This window comes from Mesorhizobium sp. M1088 (assembly GCF_040318575.1).
Taxonomy (GTDB): Bacteria; Pseudomonadota; Alphaproteobacteria; order Rhizobiales; family Rhizobiaceae; genus Mesorhizobium.
Map to the genome: position 1 here is coordinate 1 of NZ_JAMYMO010000004.1, position 14915 is coordinate 14915.

A 14915-nucleotide genomic window follows, 5' to 3' on the forward strand; every position below is an offset into this window, starting at 1 on the left:
GGCTCGTCGATCGCGCTGCCGCACGAAGGCAAAATGCCAGCCAGGCAAAAACTCTCAACTGAAGACGAAAGGGGACGTAGTATGAATGCAGATCGTTGGCATAGAGGCAGACGCCGGTGCCATCCCAGAAGATCAGCTTGATCCGGTCGATGCGCTTCGCCCGGAAGACGTAGACGGCGCCGCTGAACGGATCGGCGCCCATCGTCTCGCGCACCAGCGCCGCCAGCCCCTCCGCACCCTTGCGGAAGTCGACTGGCTTTGTCGCCACCATTACCTTGACCGCACCCGTCGGCCCGATCACGTCGTTGCCTTAAGCGCGCGGATTATAGCAGCCACCGTTTTGGTGTCGGCGCCGCGGCCAACGCGCATGGCGACTCCGTCGATCTCAAGCTCGATCACGCCAGCGTCGCGGACCGCCTTCTGCTTCCGTGGTCGTGCTGGGCGCTGCGCCACCGGTTCCGGCAAGGACGCCGCAACCGCCGCAGGAACGAACAGGGATTCTGATGCCGGCGCCTCCGCCGAGGGCTGACGCGCAGCCCGGCGCCAAGCAAACAATTGCTGCGGGGAAAGCGCATATCGGCGAGCTACAGCACAAACCGTCTCGCCAGCCTCGTAGCTCTCCGCAACGATCCGCGCCTTCTCCTCTGGAGGCCATTCGCGTCGCCGGCCGGAGCCCGTGAACACCTCGAACCGGCGCACCGGCTCCAAGTCGTTCGACTTAAGCGTAAGCTCTGAAATCGTCATATGTCGAAGCCCTCAAAGGGCTCCGAACATCGTCCTTCACGCCGATCCCCGAAAGGTGCCGTCGGAACATCGCTTACTGTTCGGCGCTTTGACACGCCAGTTCTTCATGACCTCGCCCGGGAGGCCGCCAGCAGCGGTGACGACCAAGTCACGCTCGCCGGCGCGGAGTTCACGACGGCGATCATTTGGCGTAGCTGGGAACAGGCCGGCTACGTCAGGCAAGACCGTCCGGCTGCAGCTAGGAAGTTAATCGCAACCCACGGCGGACGGCTCCGTACGCGCGCGCGGCGTACGGCAAGCTGCTAGCCTCAATCTCCGGATGAGATCAGAGTCGCTCAGACCGGGTCTTCAGGATCTGGTACAGCACGTTTCGGATGCGCTGCCCAACGGTTAGCCGGTTGATCACGCCTTCGCCTCCTGTTCATCGCAGATGAATGGGCTGCGGTTCAGATGATCTGTGCCGCCAGCGCCACGCCGACCAACGACGTGCCGACCCCTGCCGTGCGGATGGCTCGCGGCCAGCGCCGAAGTGTTAGGGCGGCTAACGCGCCGGTCGCGTGAAGAGCCGAAGTAGCGACCACGAAGCCGACCGCATAAGCGATGCCGCTGGCCGTCTCGGGAATTTCGAGGCCATGGGCATTGCCGTGGAAGAGGGCGAAGAGAGCAGTCAGCGAGGCGGCCACAGCGAGCGGAAGCGGCTTGGCAAGCGCCATCATGGCGCCGAAGACCACCAGCGATAGCGTTATGCCGGTTTCCAGTGAGGGCAGGCCGATGCCGGCGATACCGAGCAGGGCGCCAGCGAGCATCGCCGAGACAAAGCACGACGGCACGATGATGATCCCCTTGCCGCCGGCGCGAGCGGCAATGATGCCTACAGCCATCATGGCAAGCAGGTGGTCCATACCGGTCAGCGGGTGCTGAATGCCGTCTACAAACCCGTGGGCATGAAAACCGCCGCTATGGGCGAAGGCCAATGAGGGGATGAGGGTTGTGGCGGCTGCCAGGGCGAGTCTACCGAAGAATGAAAGCGTTCTGTTCATGGTTCTGGACCTGTTTGATAGGGGTGCGATCGGTTCAAGGCCGGTGCTCATTGTCCGGCCCCTGGCATGGTGAATTGTGCGGCGCCGGACCTGTCGGCCAGAAGTCGGGCCTCGCCGAAGTCAAGGGGCGTTTGTGCCTTGCCGTTATGGTAGACGAAGGCCAGGCGGCGCCGGCGCGACGTCAGTTTCGCGGGCAGCGGGTGATAGGTGACGCCGGCGCCGCCAATCAGCGGCATGACGGCGCCGACATCGACCATGTCCTGCGTCTCGACGCGCAGAAGATGCAGCCGCACGCCGTCGGCGGTCTCGCCGACGAACGGAATCCCGGCGAGGCGCAGGAAACTGGACGGGTCGGGCGCCCGCGAAAACCCTTCGAGAAACGCGATCTCGACGAGATCGAGATCGGTCGCCCGCGCGTCGGCGGGTTCGGGCGCATGGTCGTGCGGTAGATGCGGTGTCTGCCATTGCAACGGCTTGCCGGCCGGCCCGTTGTGGCCGACGGGGTGGGGATGGTGATGATGACCGTTCGGCCCGTGATGGTGACCGTCGCCATGATCATGGCTGTGGTGGTGATGATCATCGTGCATGGTCAAAAGCTCGTCGGCTTGTCGATGATGGATTTGTGTTTGCCGAGATTGCCGTGCGCGACCATCGAGCCGAGCGCCTCGACGACAACCCGCACGCCAAACAGCGCCGTGATGTCTGACGTGTCGTAGGGCGGCGACACCTCGACCACTTCCAGTCCGCAGATGCCGGGCGCCGACACTAGCCCGAGCAGCTTCAGTGCCTCGCGCGGCAGGAAGCCACCGGGCTCCGGCCAGCCCGTACCCGGCACGAAACCGCAATCGATGCTGTCGACATCGAAGGAGATGTATACGGCGTCGGTGTCCTTCCATGCGATCTCGAGCGCGATCTCGGCCGCCTTCTCCAGCCCCATCTGTTCGATATCGGAGATCGTCAGCACGTTGGTTCCGCGCTTTCTCGCCTCGGCCACGCCGTAGCGGGGCACCTGCCAGCCGCCGATACCGAGCTGCACCAGATTGGTGGCCGAGACGTTCGGCAGGTTGGTCGCCCAATACCAGGGCGTCGTGTGCATACGTTCGTCGAGATCCTTTTCCTGGATGTCGATGTGGCGGTCGAAATGGATGATGCCGATTCGCTTGGAGGTCACGTCGGCGATGCCGCGCACGCACGGAAACCCGATCGAATGGTCGCCGCCGAGCATGATCGGCAGCGCGCCGGACGAGGCGACATGGCTGACGCCCTTGGTGATCTGGTCGAAGCTCTTTTCGAGATTGGCGGGGATGGTGAAGACGTCGCCGGCGTCGCAAAGCGTCATCTGCTCGCGCAGGTCGACACCGAGCTCGTAATTGTAAGGCGTGTAAAGCGCCGAGATGCGGCGCATGCCTTGCGGCCCGAAGCGGGTTCCGGGCCGGTAAGTGGTGCCGCTGTCGAAAGGAATGCCCATGACGGCAGCGTCATATCTGCCGACATCGCGGACGTTCTCGACATAGGGCGCCTTGAGGAAGGTGTTGATGCCGGCGAAGTGCGGCAACTCGCCTCGCGCGAATGTCGGGATCGACTTGTCGATGATCGAATCCGATCCGGGCAGGCCCATGTCGAGTGCCCATTTCTGTTCCTTGCGCCAGCCGTCCTCGGGCAGCTTTCCTTCCGCCTCGATAGACTTCCAGCCCTGCATGTCGCGGATCTCGAAGTTCGGATGGTGGAAGCGTTGGCGTGGCTGGTGGTCGGTGAGCCCGGCGCGACGATGCCGGCGTTCTGGACTATCTCTGTGCATGAAACCTCCTTCACGACGCCGTCGTCGCGATTGCGCTATCCAGTCGGGTCGTCCCGACCATCGCGGCCACTTCGGCCACGTCTCGTGCGGAAGCCCGGTGCTTGCGGTCGAGCTTCAGATCGTAGGTGATCGTCGCGCCATAGGCGGACGGGAACTGGGGGTCGTGGCGCACCTTGTCGAAGACCAGCACGCGGGTGCCGAGCTTGAATGCCTCGCCGATATCGTGGGTGACCATGACCACGGTCATGCCGTGCTCGGTCCAGAGCTCGGTGAGCAGCTCATGCATCTCGATGCGAATACCGGGATCGAGTGCGCCGAAGGGCTCGTCGAGAAGCAGGATCTGCGGCCGGCCGAGCAAGGTCTGCGCGATCGCCAGCCGCTGCTGCATGCCGCCAGAAAGCATGGCCGGATAGAGGTCGCGCGCATGGCCAAGCCCGACCCGTTCCAGCATGGTTTCGGCTTCTTGCCTGGCGCTTTTGCGCCTGGCGCCGAAGACGCGGCCGAACGGTCCGCCCGAACGGAAGTCCTCGACCAGCAGCAAGTTCTGCAGCGCGGTGAGATGCGGAAACACGGAATAGCGCTGGAAGACGATGCCGCGCTGCGGCGTCGGCTCCGGCACGATCGGCTGGTCGCCGACGACGACCACGCCGCCACTTTGCTGTTCCTGGCCAAGCAGGATGCGCAGGAACGTCGATTTTCCACAACCGCTGGCGCCAACCAGCGACAGGAATTCACCCGCTTCGGCGAAGACATTGACCCGTTCCAGTACGCGGGCGTCGCCGTAGCTCTTCTCCAGCCCATGGACGAGGATCCGGCTCATCTGGTCCGCACCGGATGCGCCCAGGGCGAGATGATGTGAGAGAGCCGCACGAGTAGCCAGTCGGTCATCACCGCAAGCAGCGTGATCCAGGCGACGTAAGGCAGGATGACGTCCATCGACAGGTAGCGACGAACGAGGAAGATGCGGTAGCCGAGCCCCTCGGTGGAGGCGATGGCTTCTGCCGCGATCAGGAACAGCCAGGCCGGCCCAAGCGCCAGCCGTACGCAAGTGATGAGGCGCGGCATGACCTGTGGCAGCACCAGCCTGAGCACCATGGTCCAGCTGTTGCCGCCGAGCGTCTGTGCCTTGGCGACGAGCTCCGGCGGCAATTCCATCACCCGGTTGGCGATGTCGCGCACCATGACCGGTGCGACGCCGAGAGCGATCAAGGTGATCTTGGCCGTTTCGCCGAGGCCGAGCGCAATGAACAGGATCGGCAGCAGCGCCAGTGGCGGGATGACGCAGACAACTGTGACCAAGGGCAGCAGAAAGGCCCTGACGCGCGGGATGAAACCTATGGCGACGCCGAGGCTGAGCGCCACCAGCGTGGCCATGCCGACTCCGGCGAACAGCCTGATCAGGCTGGCATAGGTGTCGGCCCACAGGATCAGGTCGCCGGAGCGCTTGTCCGGCACTGTCGCTAGGTCTGAAAATGCCGACCACATCTGTGCAGGGGAGGGCAGCAGCTTGTCGCTGGGATTGACCGCCAGCCTTTGCGACGAAGCGAAGAGATAGGCGATTGCCACGGCGGCAAACGGCAGCGTCCCAAGCAGCAACGCTCCGCCGCGCGAGACCGTCGCGTTGATGAGGCGAAGCCGCGCTTTCGGCCTGCTACGTTGCAGGCGCGCGACTTCGGGGCCTGCCGCGGCCTGCATGATGCCGGTTCCTCTGGCTAGCATGTCGCGCTCCCGCGTCAGAGCGTTCCGCCCGCCGCCTCTGCCATAAAGGCCGGATCGAAGCGCAGCTTGACGTTGTTGACATCGCCCAGCGTCGAGCCATCGGGAAAGCTCATGCCGATCACGTCGACGCTCGGCGCGTTGGTACCAAGAATGCCGTGGCTGAACAGGAAGTTGCGCACCAGATCCATGGTCTTCGGCAGTTCGGCGCCGTTGGTGAATGCGACCGCCTTGGCCGGCTCGAAGAACATCGCCGTTGATGCAAGCTGAGCGTCGAAACCGGCAAGATCCGTCCCCGACGCCTTGGCCATCTCTTCCTTGGCCGCCTTGCCTTCGGGCGTGCCCGACGTCATCAGCGCCATGGCTTCATACCATGCACCGACAAGCGCCTTGCCCAAGGCCGGATTGTCCTTCAGCGTCGCGGTGTTGACGACCATCATGTCGATGATCTCGCCGGGGATCTCAGTCGAATCGAATACCTTGTGGGCGCCCGGCATGGCAGCGATTTCCGAGACTAGCGGATTCCAGGTGACGACGGAGGTGATGTCGCTGGTGCCGTAGGCAGCGACCATGTCGGCATCGGAGGTGTTCACCACCGTAATGTCCTTTTCGGCCAACCCCACCGTCTCCAGTGCGCGCGCAAGTAGGTAATGTGAGACGGAAAGCTCGACGAGATTGACCTTCTGGCCGGCAATATCCTTGAGCGTGGTCTTGTTCTTGAGGATGACCGCGTCGTTGCCGTTGGAGAAATCGCCGACGATCAAGGCCGTCGTGTCGACACCGCCGCCGGCCGGGATCGAAAGCGCATCCATGTTGGTCATCGAACAGCCGTCAAAGCCGCCGGCCGTGTACTGATTGATGCTTTCGACATAGTCATTGATGCGGGTGATCTCGACATTGATGCCGTATTTATCGGCCCACTTCTTTATGATGCCGCTATCGGAAAGATAGCCCCACGGCATCCAGCCGACGTAGATCGACCAGCAAATCTTGAAGTCTTTCTTGGGCGCCGCTTGCGCGGCTGAGATGAAGGGGAGGCTGAGTGATGCGGCTAGGATGATTGTGGCCAGTTTGCGAAGCATTACATACCCCTGTTTGCGATCCGGATTGCGTCCGAACGTCTGTTGGGGGGTTCACAGAGCGCGCATCCGGGAGAGGTTCGCGCCAGCAAACCCGTGCAGGGTTCTCCCGGGATTTTGGCCCGCCGTGTTCCGCCAGATGCCTCAATGCATCTCAAGCGGTCGCGTCTCTTGGACCAGCACCGTGATCGACACGGCCGGAACCCTAGACGCTCTGCACGTGAATAACGAAGCAAGGGGCGTGCCAGTCCGGAAAGCCGTCCTGAGGCGGCCTTTCCCCGGATTTGCAGGCAATCGCGCTATGCTGATGCCACAAAAGTCATCGCAACGCCGACGGATTAGGCAAGGAAAATCCAGCGTCAACCCATATGAGCAGGCTTGTGCCCTGGGGACCTCCGCTGATCGCACCCTGCTCTATGGTCGCCCACACATACATGCCCAATAGGGACACGTTCGGGAAGGGCGTGAGCGCGCGGCGGATCCGGATGCCAATTGGCGCCGACCCATGTGACGAGTGCGCCCGATCGTGCAAGGGCAATTCGTGAAATAAGCGCGACTGCAATGATGCTAGGCAAGCCCGATCGCGTGTCGGGAGGCAGTTGTGAAAGTTGCGATCATCGGACCAGGCTCGCTCGGGAAGGCCTTGGCGAAATGTCTTGGCCTCGCCGGGCACGAAATTCGCCTCAGCTTCAGTCGTGACGAAGGCAAGTTGCGCGCAATCGCGGCAACCCTCCGTGTTGGCTTCGGTGCCCCTGACGACGTAGCGAGATGGGCCGACGTAATTGCCCTGGCGACGCCATGGCCGGCTCTGGAGCTGGCGATGGACGCGCTTGGCGATTTGTCGGGCAAGATCGTCTGGGACAATACCAATGCAGTCGCGCCTGACCTTTCCACGATGCTGCTAGGCACTACTACGTCTGTAGGCGAGGAGGTTCAGAGGCGCGCGCGGGGCGCCCTTGTCGTCAAGTGCATTCCGACCTTTGCCGAATTGCTTGACAGGGATGATCCGCGTCTCAACGGCGATCCGGTGACGAGCTATGTCGCCGGCAATGACGCAGATGCCAAGGCGGCGGTTTGCCGTCTTCTCGCCGATCTGCCGACAATGCCGGTCGATGTCGGCGATCTCACGGCCTCGCGCCTGATCGAGCCGATGATGCTGCTATTGGTCCAGCTCGCCTATCGGCGCGGGATGGGGCCGACAATTTCCTTCAATCTCATTCGACAGGACGGAACCGGTTCATGACTGATTATCTACCCGCGCGGCGCAAGGCGATTCCAGTAGGACGTCTGCTGATCGATGGCCAATGGCGCGATGCCGTCAGCGGCGAGACTTCGACGACTTTTGATCCGACCACGGAGGCGGCGATCACCGATATTGCGAAGGCGGACGTCACCGACACGAGCGATGCCGTCGCGGCCGCGCAGCGGGCTTTCGAGCAAGGACCCTGGGCGCGGATGCATCATGAGGAGCGCGCCAAGATCCTGTTTCGCATCGCCGATCTAATGGACGAGCGGGCCGAGGATTTCGCGGTGCGCGAGGCGATGGATATGGGTATGCCCTATCGCGATTTCCGCGATATCATCATGCCGCACTGCTCAGGACTGTTCCGCTTTCATGGCGGGCTCGCCATGAGCGCGATGGACGGCGCCTATCGTACCAGCTACGAACCAAATATCAGGATCCTGACGCGGCGCGAGCCGCTCGGCGTGGTCGCTGCGATCACCCCGTTCAATTTTCCCCTCGCGCTGTCCTGTTCGAAAATCGCGCCGGCACTCGCGGCGGGTAACACGGTCGTTCACAAGCCTGCGACCGACACGCCCCTGACGGCCCTCGCCTTGGCGCAAGTGATCCTCGACGCGGGCGTGCCGCCAGGCGTCTACAATCTCGTCACCGGCCCGGGCGGCACCATCGGCGACGCGCTGGTCAACGATGCCCGCGTCGACAAGATCGCCTTTACCGGGTCGACCAGCGTCGGCCAGGGCATCATGCGCAACGGTGCCGGGACGATGAAACACCTGACCATGGAGCTCGGCGGCAAGAGTCCCAACATCGTTTTCGCCGATGCCGATATCGATGCCGCGATGCAGGCAGCCTTCTGGGGCATCTTCTGGAACAAGGGCGAAGTCTGCGTCGCCGGATCGCGCCTGCTGGTCGAACGCGCCTGTTATGACGAGGTCGTCGAGAAGCTGAGCGCCATGGCGAAGTCGGCGACGCTCGGCGATCCGCTGGACCCTGCGACGATGATCGGGCCGATCGCATCGCGCGGCGAGTATGACAAGGTCTTGAGCTATGTCGAAGAGGGCAAGCGCACCGCGCGACTGGCCGCGGGCGGCGGCACCCGCCAGGTCAACGGCAAGGGCCTCTTCATCGAGCCGACCATCTTCGCCGATGCGACCAACGACCTAAGGATATCGCGCGAAGAGATTTTCGGCCCCGTCCTGCCGGTGATTCCATTTGACAGCGAGGAGGACGCGATCCGGATCGCCAACGATACGAGCTACGGGCTCGCCTCGGGCATCCAGACCAGCGATCTCGGCCGCGCCTTGCGGCTCGCCGACCGGATCAAGGCAGCCACGGTCTGGCTGAACTGCTGGCACAAGTACCATCCTAATGCGCCGTTCGGAGGTTTCAAGATGAGCGGCTATGGCCGCGAGCAGGGCCGCGAGGCGTGGGAAAGCTACACCCAATACAAGACGATTTGGGCGAATCTTGGCGAACCGGTCGAGATGGCCCGATGAGCGTGCGCGATTCCAACCCACTCGACCCGCGGCATCCCAAACGCATCGCGATGGTCCTTTCCAACCCGGCTGTATCGATCACCACCGGCTGGCCTGTCGGGTTTTGGTGGAGCGAGTTGACCCATCCCTGGCTCGCCTTCACCGACCGCGGATACGAAGTCGCGATCTTCTCGCCTGAGGGCGGCAAATGCGAGGCGGATGCATTGAGCGACCCGCGCGATCCGTCCGGCTATTCGGATACGGATCTGATCTCGCTCGGTTTCCTGTCGACGCCGAAACTGGCGGCGCTGGTGGAGACGACCCGGCCCATCGCAGAGCTGTCGGTCGACGCGTTCGACGCGATCGTCGTCGCTGGCGGCCAGGCGCCGATGTTCACCTTCGAAGGCGCAACTGAGCTGCAGCGGCTGTTCGTCAACTTTTTCGCGGCCGGCAAGGTCGCGGCCGCCTTGTGTCATGGCGTCGCGCTGCTGCGCTACGCGCGCCTCTTAACCGGCGAGCTGCTGGCCAAAGGGCGCACTGTTACGGGGTTCGCCAATGTCGAGGAGGACTTCGCCGACAATGCCGTCTGGGAGATGGGCGCGCTGCCGCACGGTACGCATCTGATGCCATGGCGGATCGAGGATGAAATGCGTGCGCTCGGCGCGAACTATATTCAGGCCGGGCTGTGGCGCGATTTTGCGGTGCGCGACGGCAATCTGATCACCGGCCAGCAGAACTTCTCCGGAGCGGCGACCGCCCGTCTTGTCATCGAGGCGCTCGGTGGCTGAGGACCAAGGACCGCTCCTGTCGGTGAAGTTCGGGAGATAAACTCGCCGTCAGGGCGGGCGATGCCAAACGACATCGGCCCAATAGGATCCGGGGTCCGTCCAAGAACTCCACCTCAAACAACCACTATCAGCAGCGGGGATGAACCATGGCCGTAGTGACGACACTTGATATTGCCGGCCTGACGGCCGAAGATTATAGCCGCATCCTCGATCGGATCGGCGTGGAGAAACGGCCCGCTGGCGGCATCTACCAGCACATCGCGCATGCCACAGACGATGGTTATCGCATCATCGAGATATGGGACGACAAGGCAGGCCTGGAGCTCTTCTTGCAGGACACATTGTTTCCCGCCGCACAGGAACTGCAAGTTCAGCGTGAAATGACCATTATGACCCAGACACTGCACAACATCTTTGTGCCCCGGATTGGTGAACTGACTGCCCTGGCAAGTGATGCGCCTGGTGGACCAGTCAAACGGGCAAGAGTGTAGGCATCAAGGATCGACGATGCGGCGATCGATCATCGAAGTCCTGGAGGAACTTGCGTCCGGACGCCCGGTACAACGATGGTGACCGCGGCAAGTGCAAAGAGGTTGTTCTTTCCTGCCGGCGACTATCGCCACGCGCCGGCCGGAGTCGTTCAGCTGCGAGTGATTCGCAGCGGTTCATCCTATGCAGAGATCGATCTTGGCCGCGGGCTGCGGCGCGTCTTCACCCGCCCCGGCGATCTGCTGCTCAGTCTTCCCGAGCGTGCCACGCGGTTCAAGATCGAGGAGCCGCGCGAGCTGACGATGATCACCGTTGACTCCGCGCTGGCGTCAAGGCTCCTGGTATCGGCAGGCGGGACCCCCGAGGACCTGGTCATCCTGACCGATCGACCGATACGCGATTCGCTGGTGGCCGAGTTGTGCCGACGCCTCGAAGGCGACCCGCCAGCCAACCCGATCGTCCGCGAATGGACGCTGGGCCTGGTTTTCGCGAACCTGCTTCGTCTCGGGCATGCACGCCAGCGGCAGCAGAAGTCTCCGGTCCTAACCTCGCAGCGGTTCGACCGGGTCCTCGCTGCGATTGACGGCGATCTGGAAAAGGGGGTGTCGATCGACCATCTTGCCGGAATCGCGGGAATACCACGACGCGCCTTCACCGCCGCCTTTCGCGAGGCGACGCAATTGCCGGTACATCAATTCATTTTACGCCGCCGCGTTGATCGCGCGGTCGAGCTTTTGGAAAATAGCGATCTGCCGCTGGCCGAGATTGCTCAGCACGCGGGTTTCACTCACCAGGCCCATATGAATCGCGTCGTGACCCGATTGAAAGGGCTGTCGCCAGGCCGGCTGCGGTCTCGCAGGCGCGACGGCTGACTTGTGATCTATTCCAGCATCAGGATTCGAATGGCGGAGATGTGAGTTGCTGAAACGTCCGTTGGCTAAGATGCCCGACAGTTTGCGTGCAGAGCTCGAGGCCGCAAATCTGATGACTGCTTTCGAGCAACGGCCTCCCTATCAGCGCAATGATTACTTGCATTGGATCGAGCGCGCCCGTCACCCGGAAACACGCCGAAAGCGCATAAATCAGATGATTGACGAGCTTACGAAGGGAGGAATCTACATGGGAATGCAATAAGAGCTGGCATCGCCGCGAAGCTAGCAGATCCGTCAACGATCATCTTCCGATCCATGGCCTATCGAGATCGGGTGCTTTCCGCATTGATCTTCATCGGTTTCCCACGTTTTGCGCAGAGGATGCAGAGAGCCAAATAGTGACAATCGAACCTATCCTCCATTTTCGTTTGCGGCAGGTGGCCATATGATCGTGACATCGCAAACCAATAACGTGCTCGGCAGCACGTCGGGAAGGTGGCGCGTCTGGTCGCTCTCGGACGGTTACATCGAGATGCCGGCGGACCTTCTGCGGGATCCGCAGGATAATCTGGTGCCGCAAGCTGCGAAGGCAGGGGCGCTTCGCCTGTCTGTCAATTGCTTCGCCCTTGCAGGTCCAGGCGTTGACGGCGTTCTGATCGACAGCGGAGGAGGGGGCTGGGCCCTGACAGTGGGGCGTCTTGAGCAGGCCATGGCGGAAGCCAAGATCGACCCGGCTTCGATCACGGTCTTGGCGCTCACCCACGCCCATCAGGATCATGTGCACGGACTTTTGACCCCCGACGGCCGAGTGCTCTTTCCAAACTTGAAGGCGATCGTAATTCCCGAGGCGGCTGTGCAGAGCTTTTTCGCTTACGCGCACCTTGCGCAGTTCCGGCCCCTGCTGAAGCCTGTCCAGAATGGCGACCAGGTGGGTGAGCGATTGAGGGCGGTCGCCTTGCCCGGTCATGCTGCCGGTCATACCGGCTACACGTTCGACACGGACGAGGATCGTTTCCTATTCTTCGGGGACATCGTTCATGTGCCGGCCTTGCAGTTCGGCAATCCCGCGTTCAGTTGGGGCTATGACGACGATCAGCTGACCGCGCGCGCAACCCGCCTAAAGGTTTTCAGTGACGCGGCCGAGGCGGGGACGTGGATCGCCGGCGCGCACCTTGGCTGGCCGGGCATCGGTCGCGTGGTGCGTAAGGGCGAAGCATACGGCTATGAGCCGGCAGGAGGACGAGTGACCGGATAGGCGGCCCCGTGCTGGTCGGTTTATACCGCTCTCTTCGCCCAAGGCAAGGATCTCGACGAGCAGCGCGCCGCACTCCGGCGTCCTCAACGGCGGCGGTACCATCGTCCGGCCCACCAAGATATCTGATTCTTGATCCACTGGCGGCCGTCTGCCTGAGGCTTACCGGATCGGCGTCTCGCCGCGAAACAGCGGCTGGTGCGCCCGCATCAAGGCGGCAATCCGGTCGGCGACTTTCCGTACCGGCGGGGAGTGACGTTCCTCGTGATGGGTGACGATCCATTGGTCGGTTTCGAGTTCGGGGATAGGCTGAGCAACGCGAACCAGCCGCGGATCGCCGTCACCGACGAAGCACGGAAAGACCGAAAGGCCGGCGCCGGCGGCCACCAGTTCGCGCACCGAGTGGGTGTTGTTGCCGCGTACGGCGATGCGGTCGCCGTGATGGGCTTGCAGCCAGCGCGCCGAGGCAATGTTTGCGCCTTCGCCGGTGACGCCGACGAACAATCCGGCGGCGATGCCGTTGATCAGGTGACGTCCGGAATAAATGGCGTGGGCGACCTTGCCGCTCTGACGGCCGGCCAGCCACTGCTCGGTCGGGCGCTCGCTGCGGATGCCGATGTCGGCGGCACGGCGACCGATGTCGACCCGGTCGGTGGTGGTGACGAGCTCCACCCTTATGCCATCATCGACCGTCCAGATCTCGCCGATATGGGCGGAAACGAAGGCCGAGGTCCATGGCCCGGCCGAGACGCGGACAATGCGGTCGGGCAGGTTTCCCTCGCGCCAGCGGGTCAGCGACTGCATTGCCGCCTCGACGTCTTCGGCGCGCCGCAGCAGTTCCTCGCCGACCGGGGTCAGCCGGTAGCCGGTCTGCTGGCGCACGAATAGAGGTTCGCCGATCTGCTTTTCGAGCGCGGTGACGCGTCGTCCAAGGGTGGCTGCGCTGAGGCGCGTGGTTCCCGTCGCTGCGCTCAAGCCACCCAGCCGCGCAACGTCGAGAAACAACCTCAGATCGTCCCAGCCGATATCCATTTTGCAGAAATGAAAAACTCCTTGCGACCGTGGCTGTAGCGCAAAGCGGGCATCGTGCGCAAGTATGCAGGCATTGGAGGCGTTGGACAATCCTGCCTGGCGGGACAGGGACAAGCGCCTCGGCTGGCCAAGAAGCGAACTGAACCCTTTCGATCGCGCATGCGATTGGCGCAGAGGTTTTGCGCTTCCGACCAACCCAGGCGCGCAGGCATTCTGCGTACCAAAGGAGACGATCATGTTGGATGAACTTCGATACCGTTTCGCCCGCTGGATTGCCTATCGCCAGACGCTTGCGAGTTTGAGGCAGGCCCGGGACAGCACACTGGCGGATGCCGGCATTTCTCGCGAAGAGATCCGCGAGCGTGCCCGCCACGCCAGCTTGCGTCGTTGAGGAGCCGGGCATGCAGATGATGATGCTTTGGGATGGCCGCTCGGTACCGCGCATCGGAATCGGCACCTGGGCGGCGGGTGGCCCCGCGCGCTGGCGTGAGACGGCGACAATCTATGGCGAGGTCGACGATATCAGGTCGCAAGCCGCGCTGGCGATGGCTTATGAGATCGGCGCGCGGGTGTTCGACACGGCTGCCGCCTATGGCGCCGGCAATGCCGAACTGATCCTCGGGCGGGCGTTGAGGGGTAAGGACGAAGCCGTCATCGTCACCAAGGTCGGTTATTTCGGCGATCCCGAAACGCGCAAGATCGCACCCGAGGATGCCTCTGCCGCGGCAATCCGGACATCGATCGACAATTCGCGGCAGCGCCTGCAGCGGGATTGTATCGACGTCGTGCTGCTACATATCAACGAGTATCCGATCGAGCGCGCCGGCGAGGTGTTCGATACGCTCGGCCTGTTGCGCCAGGAGGGCAAGATCGGCGGCTTCGGCTGGAGCACCGATCACCGCGAACGGCTTGCCGTCTACGCGCCGCGCGAGGGGTTCGTCGCCGTAGAGAACGACTTCAATGTGTTTACCCCGGCGAACGAGCTGATGGCCGTTGCGGCGCGCGAGAACCTCGTCTCGTTCAGCCGGCTGCCGCTGGCAATGGGGCTGCTCACCGGCAAATACACGCCGGCCATGCGGCTGCCCACCAACGATGTGCGCGGCGGGAATGCCGAATGGATGGTGTTTTTCAGGGATGGCGCCGCCAACCCGGACTATCTGTCAAGGCTCTCGGCAATCCGCGACCTGCTCACCTCGGGCGGACGCACGCTTGCGCAAGGCGCGCTCGGCTGGATACTCGCCAAGTCGGCAATCGCCCTGCCGGTTCCCGGCTTCACGCGGCCCGAGCAGGTCGAGGACAATCTCGGTGCGCTGGAGAAAGGGCCGCTGCCGGCAACGGTGATGGCCGAGATCGACACAGTGCTGAAAATTGCCGAGACTTCGTAGGG

18 protein-coding genes and 1 riboswitch are annotated in these 14915 nt (G+C 63.0%); of the genes, 9 read left to right on the plus strand and 9 right to left on the minus strand.

Going from position 1 to position 14915, the window contains the following annotated elements; translation table 11 throughout:
- The 8 genes from tnpB to NKH49_RS06550 all read right to left on the minus strand — a co-directional run.
- On the minus strand, nucleotides 1-271 hold a 271-nt coding region (gene tnpB / locus NKH49_RS06515), incomplete at its 3' end, for an IS66 family insertion sequence element accessory protein TnpB (RefSeq protein ID WP_502907851.1).
- Between the two features lie 26 nt (nucleotides 272-297).
- Entirely contained in the window at nucleotides 298-699 is a 402-nt protein-coding gene (tnpA, locus tag NKH49_RS06520; protein ID WP_352614538.1) for an IS66-like element accessory protein TnpA, read from the minus strand.
- 491 nt (nucleotides 700-1190) lie between these two features.
- Nucleotides 1191-1784 carry a HupE/UreJ family protein gene (locus NKH49_RS06525; protein ID WP_352685796.1) on the minus strand — a complete coding sequence of 198 codons (594 nt, stop codon included), beginning with the start codon at nucleotides 1782-1784 and terminating at the stop codon, nucleotides 1191-1193.
- 47 nt (nucleotides 1785-1831) lie between these two features.
- Complete coding sequence (locus NKH49_RS06530) at nucleotides 1832-2371, minus strand: hypothetical protein (RefSeq protein WP_352474461.1); 540 nt, start codon at nucleotides 2369-2371, stop codon at nucleotides 1832-1834.
- 2 nt (nucleotides 2372-2373) lie between these two features.
- Nucleotides 2374-3582 carry an agmatinase family protein gene (locus NKH49_RS06535; protein WP_352542649.1) on the minus strand — a complete coding sequence of 403 codons (1209 nt, stop codon included), beginning with the start codon at nucleotides 3580-3582 and terminating at the stop codon, nucleotides 2374-2376.
- Nucleotides 3583-3592: 10 nt separating this feature from the next.
- Nucleotides 3593-4402, minus strand: coding sequence for an ATP-binding cassette domain-containing protein (locus NKH49_RS06540; RefSeq protein WP_352925616.1), 810 nt, complete (start codon nucleotides 4400-4402; stop codon nucleotides 3593-3595).
- Complete coding sequence (locus NKH49_RS06545) at nucleotides 4399-5277, minus strand: ABC transporter permease (protein ID WP_352923351.1); 879 nt, start codon at nucleotides 5275-5277, stop codon at nucleotides 4399-4401. The genes NKH49_RS06540 and NKH49_RS06545 overlap by 4 nt, the downstream gene beginning before the upstream one ends.
- A gap of 38 nt (nucleotides 5278-5315) precedes the next feature.
- Nucleotides 5316-6380, minus strand: a complete 1065-nt coding sequence (locus NKH49_RS06550) for a putative urea ABC transporter substrate-binding protein (protein WP_352925618.1) — start codon at nucleotides 6378-6380, stop codon at nucleotides 5316-5318.
- 101 nt (nucleotides 6381-6481) lie between these two features.
- A riboswitch (guanidine-I (ykkC/yxkD leader) is annotated at nucleotides 6482-6597 on the minus strand.
- A 381-nt stretch (nucleotides 6598-6978) separates the two neighbouring features.
- On the opposite strand from NKH49_RS06550, the gene NKH49_RS06555 reads away from it, so the two are divergent.
- From NKH49_RS06555 to NKH49_RS06585, 7 genes are all read left to right on the plus strand, one after another.
- Nucleotides 6979-7620 (plus strand): NADPH-dependent F420 reductase, encoded by a 642-nt coding sequence (locus NKH49_RS06555; protein ID WP_352925620.1) that lies wholly within the window; start codon nucleotides 6979-6981, stop codon nucleotides 7618-7620.
- Nucleotides 7617-9116 carry an aldehyde dehydrogenase family protein gene (locus NKH49_RS06560; protein ID WP_352925622.1) on the plus strand — a complete coding sequence of 500 codons (1500 nt, stop codon included), beginning with the start codon at nucleotides 7617-7619 and terminating at the stop codon, nucleotides 9114-9116. Before NKH49_RS06555 ends, NKH49_RS06560 begins: the two co-directional genes overlap by 4 nt.
- A complete protein-coding gene (locus NKH49_RS06565) occupies nucleotides 9113-9883 on the plus strand; it encodes a type 1 glutamine amidotransferase domain-containing protein (protein WP_352925624.1) in 771 nt (256 codons plus the stop codon). Before NKH49_RS06560 ends, NKH49_RS06565 begins: the two co-directional genes overlap by 4 nt.
- Nucleotides 9884-10029: 146 nt before the next feature.
- Entirely contained in the window at nucleotides 10030-10374 is a 345-nt protein-coding gene (locus tag NKH49_RS06570; protein WP_352501397.1) for a hypothetical protein, read from the plus strand.
- 75 nt (nucleotides 10375-10449) lie between these two features.
- Nucleotides 10450-11244 (plus strand): helix-turn-helix domain-containing protein, encoded by a 795-nt coding sequence (locus NKH49_RS06575; protein ID WP_352621121.1) that lies wholly within the window; start codon nucleotides 10450-10452, stop codon nucleotides 11242-11244.
- A gap of 70 nt (nucleotides 11245-11314) precedes the next feature.
- Nucleotides 11315-11506 carry a YdeI/OmpD-associated family protein gene (locus NKH49_RS06580; protein ID WP_031212580.1) on the plus strand — a complete coding sequence of 64 codons (192 nt, stop codon included), beginning with the start codon at nucleotides 11315-11317 and terminating at the stop codon, nucleotides 11504-11506.
- A 210-nt stretch (nucleotides 11507-11716) separates the two neighbouring features.
- The gene (locus tag NKH49_RS06585; RefSeq protein ID WP_352925626.1) at nucleotides 11717-12499 is read left to right on the plus strand and encodes an MBL fold metallo-hydrolase; all 783 of its coding nucleotides are present in this window, start codon (nucleotides 11717-11719) and stop codon (nucleotides 12497-12499) included.
- Nucleotides 12500-12658: 159 nt separating this feature from the next.
- On the opposite strand, the gene NKH49_RS06590 is transcribed toward NKH49_RS06585, so the two are convergent.
- Entirely contained in the window at nucleotides 12659-13528 is an 870-nt protein-coding gene (locus NKH49_RS06590) for a LysR family transcriptional regulator (RefSeq protein ID WP_352501394.1), read from the minus strand.
- A gap of 235 nt (nucleotides 13529-13763) precedes the next feature.
- On the opposite strand from NKH49_RS06590, the gene NKH49_RS06595 reads away from it, so the two are divergent.
- Entirely contained in the window at nucleotides 13764-13919 is a 156-nt protein-coding gene (locus NKH49_RS06595) for a YjiS-like domain-containing protein (protein WP_156937304.1), read from the plus strand.
- A 10-nt stretch (nucleotides 13920-13929) separates the two neighbouring features.
- A complete protein-coding gene (locus NKH49_RS06600) occupies nucleotides 13930-14913 on the plus strand; it encodes an aldo/keto reductase (RefSeq protein ID WP_352773556.1) in 984 nt (327 codons plus the stop codon).
- The last annotated feature ends 2 nt before the right edge of the window (nucleotides 14914-14915 follow it).

Coding starts and splice junctions, on each gene's coding strand:
- NKH49_RS06575 (WP_352621121.1), top strand. CDS start 10,450: ATGGTGACCGCGGCAAGTGCAAAGAGGTTGTTCTTTCCTGCCGGCGAC.
- NKH49_RS06600 (WP_352773556.1), top strand. CDS start 13,930: ATGCAGATGATGATGCTTTGGGATGGCCGCTCGGTACCGCGCATCGGA.
- NKH49_RS06525 (WP_352685796.1), bottom strand. CDS start 1,784: ATGAACAGAACGCTTTCATTCTTCGGTAGACTCGCCCTGGCAGCCGCC.
- NKH49_RS06565 (WP_352925624.1), top strand. CDS start 9,113: ATGAGCGTGCGCGATTCCAACCCACTCGACCCGCGGCATCCCAAACGC.
- NKH49_RS06560 (WP_352925622.1), top strand. CDS start 7,617: ATGACTGATTATCTACCCGCGCGGCGCAAGGCGATTCCAGTAGGACGT.
- NKH49_RS06590 (WP_352501394.1), bottom strand. CDS start 13,528: ATGGATATCGGCTGGGACGATCTGAGGTTGTTTCTCGACGTTGCGCGG.
- NKH49_RS06545 (WP_352923351.1), bottom strand. CDS start 5,277: ATGCAGGCCGCGGCAGGCCCCGAAGTCGCGCGCCTGCAACGTAGCAGG.
- NKH49_RS06580 (WP_031212580.1), top strand. CDS start 11,315: ATGCCCGACAGTTTGCGTGCAGAGCTCGAGGCCGCAAATCTGATGACT.
- NKH49_RS06540 (WP_352925616.1), bottom strand. CDS start 4,402: ATGAGCCGGATCCTCGTCCATGGGCTGGAGAAGAGCTACGGCGACGCC.
- NKH49_RS06550 (WP_352925618.1), bottom strand. CDS start 6,380: ATGCTTCGCAAACTGGCCACAATCATCCTAGCCGCATCACTCAGCCTC.
- NKH49_RS06595 (WP_156937304.1), top strand. CDS start 13,764: ATGTTGGATGAACTTCGATACCGTTTCGCCCGCTGGATTGCCTATCGC.
- NKH49_RS06535 (WP_352542649.1), bottom strand. CDS start 3,582: ATGCACAGAGATAGTCCAGAACGCCGGCATCGTCGCGCCGGGCTCACC.
- NKH49_RS06530 (WP_352474461.1), bottom strand. CDS start 2,371: ATGCACGATGATCATCACCACCACAGCCATGATCATGGCGACGGTCAC.
- NKH49_RS06570 (WP_352501397.1), top strand. CDS start 10,030: ATGGCCGTAGTGACGACACTTGATATTGCCGGCCTGACGGCCGAAGAT.